Annotated in this window: 2 protein-coding genes; both read left to right on the top strand. The window is 66.1% G+C overall.

The window, feature by feature from the left end; all coding sequences use genetic code 11:
* Positions 1–261 precede the first annotated feature (261 nt).
* The gene (gene glmM / locus FVW20_RS11710) at positions 262–1,614 is read left to right on the top strand and encodes a phosphoglucosamine mutase (protein ID WP_196609753.1); all 1,353 of its coding nucleotides are present in this window, start codon (positions 262–264) and stop codon (positions 1,612–1,614) included.
* 129 nt (positions 1,615–1,743) lie between these two features.
* Positions 1,744–2,619, top strand: a complete 876-nt coding sequence (gene galU, locus FVW20_RS11705) for a UTP--glucose-1-phosphate uridylyltransferase GalU (protein WP_196609752.1) — start codon at positions 1,744–1,746, stop codon at positions 2,617–2,619.
* The last annotated feature ends 220 nt before the right edge of the window (positions 2,620–2,839 follow it).

Here is a 2,839-nt window from a genome sequence, read left to right as displayed (position 1 = left end):
GCTCGGTGGGGCATCACGGCGCGTCCGGCCTGCCCCGCGCGTCCGGGTTCTCCTCCGCTTCCGGACCCTTCGCCGGGCATGCTGCCGCGTGCGCCGCTGCATGGGCCGACGCACCCGTTTCCGAGTCGTCCGTGTCCTTCGCACCGCAAGGCGCCGCACCGTCCGCGCCCCCGGCGAACCATTGAACAACCCCCGCAAATACTGTACTCAGGCGCACCGGCGGCGCTGGCCGCCAACGCACAATCCAGAGAGGATTCGCAGATGGGCAAACGCCTGTTCGGCACCGACGGCCTGCGCGGCCAGGTGAACATCTATCCCATGACCGCCGACGTGGCCCTGCGTCTGGGCCTTGCGGCTGGCACGCATTTTCGCAACGGCTACCGCCGCCACCGGGTGGTCATCGGCAAGGACACCCGCCTTTCCGGCTACGTGTTCGAATCGGCCCTGACGGCGGGCCTGTGCGCCGCGGGCATGGACGTCTACCTGGTCGGGCCGCTGCCCACCCCCGCCATCGCCTTTCTGACCCGCAACATGCGGGCGGACCTTGGCGTGGTCATCTCTGCCTCGCACAACCCGTTCATGGACAACGGCATCAAGTTCTTCGACAAGGACGGCTTCAAGCTGCCCGACGAGACGGAGAACAAGATCACCGACATGGTGCTGGACCCCGACTGGCAGTGGGACTATCCCGCGCCCGAGCGCGTGGGCCGCGCCGCCAAGATCGAGGACTCCCCCGGGCGGTACATCGTCTACCTGAAGAACAGCTTTCCCGCGCACCTCACCCTGGACGGCATGCGCGTGGTGCTGGACTGCGCCAACGGCGCCAACTACAAGGTTGCCCCCCTGGCGCTCGAGGAACTGGGCGCAGAGGTCATCAAGATCGGCACCGAGCCCAACGGCCTGAACATCAACCACCAGTGCGGTTCGCTGTATCCCGGCGTGGCCGCCGGCAAGGTGCTGGAAACCCGCGCGGACGTGGGCCTGGCCCTGGACGGCGACGCCGACCGGCTGATCGTGGTGGACGAGAAGGGCACCGTGCTCGACGGCGACCAGATCATGGCCCTGTGCGCGGACGACATGCTGCGGCGCGGCGCGCTGCGCAACAACACCCTTGTGGCCACGGTCATGAGCAACATGGCGCTGGAAGTGTACATGAAGGAGCGCGGCTGCAAGCTGTTGCGCACCCCGGTGGGCGACCGCTACGTGGTCGAGGCCATGCGCCGCGAGGGCGCCAACCTGGGTGGCGAGCAGTCCGGCCACCTCATCTTCATGGACCACGGCACCACCGGCGACGGCCTGATGGCGGCGCTCCAGATACTGCGCATCATGCGCGAGCGTGACCGCCCCCTGTCGGAGCTGGCGGGCCAGTTGCAGCTTTTCCCGCAGGAGCTTATCAATGTTCATGTGGAACGGAAGATTCCCTTCGAACAGTGCCAGCCCGTGCTCGACGGTGTGGCCAAGGTCGAGGCGGAGTTGGGCGACAGGGGCCGCGTGCTGCTGCGCTACTCGGGCACCGAGGCCGTCTGCCGCGTGATGGTGGAGGGCGAGGATGCCGAACAGGTGAAGCGGCTGGCTTCCCTGCTGGCGGAGACGGTGCAGAAGCACCTGCGCTAGTTCGTAAATGGCCCTTGTTTGCGAATAGTTGCCGCTTCAGTCGCTTGGCGGTGACGGTGCAGGCCGTCATTATGATCGTGTTTTTCCGACGCAGGCCGACACGACGACACATTCCAAAGGAGCCACCCCATGAACATCCGCAAGGTCGTCATTCCCGTCGCCGGCTGGGGTACCCGTTCGCTTCCCGCCACCAAGAACATCCCGAAGGAAATGCTGCCGGTCTACAACAAGCCGGTGGTGCAGTACGTGGTGGAAGAGGCCATCCGCTCGGGCATCGGCGATGTGGTCTTCGTCACCAACCGGGACAAGAAGATCATCGAGGACCACTTCGACTACAACCTGCAACTGGAAGGCGTGCTGGAACGCGCCGGAAAGACCGAAATGCTGCGGCAGGTGCGCGAGGTGGCCGAGATGGTCAACATCATCTCCATCCGCCAGAAGCAGCAGCTGGGCCTTGGCCATGCGGTGCTGTGCGCCCGCGACGTGGTGCGTGACGAATCCTTCGCCGTCATGGTGGGCGACGACCTGATGTTCGGCATGACGCCGGGCATCAAGCAGCTCATCGACGTGGCCGCCTCCGAGCGGCTGCCCGTCATCGGGGTGATGGAAGTGCCCGCCGACAAGGTTAACCGCTACGGCATCATCTCCGGCGAGGAATTCGCCCCTGGCATCTTCAAGGTCAACAAGCTGGTGGAAAAGCCCAAGCTGGGCGAGGCGCCTTCGCGCCTGGCCATCGTGGGCCGCTACGTGCTCACCCCGGACATCTTCCGCTGCCTGGAGCAGATGAAGCCCGGACACGGCGGCGAAATCCAGCTTACCGACGCCTTGCAGATGCTGGCCGACGACCGGGGCCTGCTGGCCGTGAAGATCCGCGGCATGCGCTTCGATGCGGGCGACTGGGCGGAATACCTTACCGCCAACATCTATTTTGCCCTGCAGGACGAAGACATCCGCGACGAACTGGTGCGCCAGCTCAAGCCGCTGCTGCCGTACAGCGGCACCTAGTCCCCGGGTATTCCGGAATGTCGTGAACCATGGCCGGGGGGAGGAGTTTCCGCCCCCCGGTTTTCTTCTTGCCCCTGTCCCCTCTTTGGTACCTGCGCCATGCCCACCACTGCCGCCCGCACGCTGCGCGCCGTCGCGCTGCTCAGTCCGCCGTACGCCACCCTGACGTACGCCGTGCCGCCGTGGCTGCCGCCACAGGCGTGGCGACGGGGCACGCGGG

It is taken from the genome of Nitratidesulfovibrio oxamicus (assembly GCF_015731765.1).
Lineage (GTDB): Bacteria > Desulfobacterota > Desulfovibrionia > Desulfovibrionales > Desulfovibrionaceae > Cupidesulfovibrio > Cupidesulfovibrio oxamicus.
This window is presented reverse-complemented; position numbering and strand designations above follow the sequence as displayed.